The sequence below is a fragment of the Mesorhizobium sp. M7A.F.Ca.CA.004.04.2.1 genome (genome assembly GCF_004022825.1).
GTDB lineage: Bacteria > Pseudomonadota > Alphaproteobacteria > Rhizobiales > Rhizobiaceae > Mesorhizobium.
In genome coordinates this window covers 1-1,022 of record NZ_RZPH01001470.1, presented here as the reverse complement: position 1 = coordinate 1,022, position 1,022 = coordinate 1, and the positions used below count along the sequence as shown (strand labels likewise).

Genomic DNA, 1,022 nt, shown 5'->3' with positions numbered 1-1,022 from the left:
GTGAAGAAGATCCGCACCGCCCTCTCCGTCCTAGACCAGCATGCCCATCGGGTTCTCGATCAGCCGCTTGAAGGCGACCAGCAGTTCAGCCCCCAGCGCGCCGTCGACGGCGCGGTGGTCGGTCGACAGCGTCACCGACATCACGGTGGCGATCTTGATCTCGCCGTTCTTGACCACCGCCCGCTCCTCGCCGGCGCCGACCGCCAGGATGGTCGCATGCGGCGGGTTGATGACCGCGGCAAAATCCTTGATGCCGAACATGCCGAGGTTGGACACCGCAGTGGTGCCGCCCTGATACTCTTCCGGCTTCAGCTTGCGGCTGCGCGCACGGCTGGCCAGGTCCTTCATCTCGTTGGAGATGGCGGACAGCGTCTTTTCGTCGGCCTTGCGGATAATCGGTGTGATCAGCCCGCCCGGGATCGACACGGCAACGCCGACATCGGCATGCTTGTGCTTCACCATGGCGCTTTCGGTCCATGAGGCATTGGCATCCGGCACCGCCTTCAGTGCCATGGCCATCGCTTTGATGACCATGTCGTTGACCGACAGCTTGTAGGCTGGAGCGTCGCCCTTATCGGTCTTCTTCACCGGGGCTGCCGCATTGATCTGCGTGCGCAGCGCCAGCAGCGCATCGAGTTCGCAATCGAGCGTCAGGTAGAAATGCGGGATGGTGGTCTTGGCTTCGACCAGGCGCCGCGCGATGGTCTTGCGCATATTGTCATGCGGGACGAGGTCGTAGGAGCCCTGTTCGAACAGTTTCAGGATCTGATCATCCGACATCGCCTTCACCGCAGGCGCAGGAGCGCCAGCAGGAGCCTTGGCGGCAGGCGCCGCCTGGGCACCTCCACCGGCAATCGCCGCGTCGACATCCGCCTTCACCACCCGGCCATGTGGGCCGGTGCCAGTCACGGCAGACACATCGACACCGGCCTCCTTCGCGATGCGGCGCGCAAGCGGCGACGCGAAGGTGCGCTCGCCGGCCGCATGGCCGTTGGCAACCGGAGCCGCATCTGCCTTGGATG

At 64.8% G+C, this 1,022-nt stretch carries 1 protein-coding gene; it reads right to left on the bottom strand.

Annotation, left to right across the window (positions count from 1 at the left end):
* Window positions 1-30 precede the first annotated feature (30 nt).
* The coding region (locus tag EN893_RS35460) for a 2-oxo acid dehydrogenase subunit E2 (protein ID WP_128362238.1) at window positions 31-1,022 on the bottom strand (992 nt) is incomplete at its 5' end.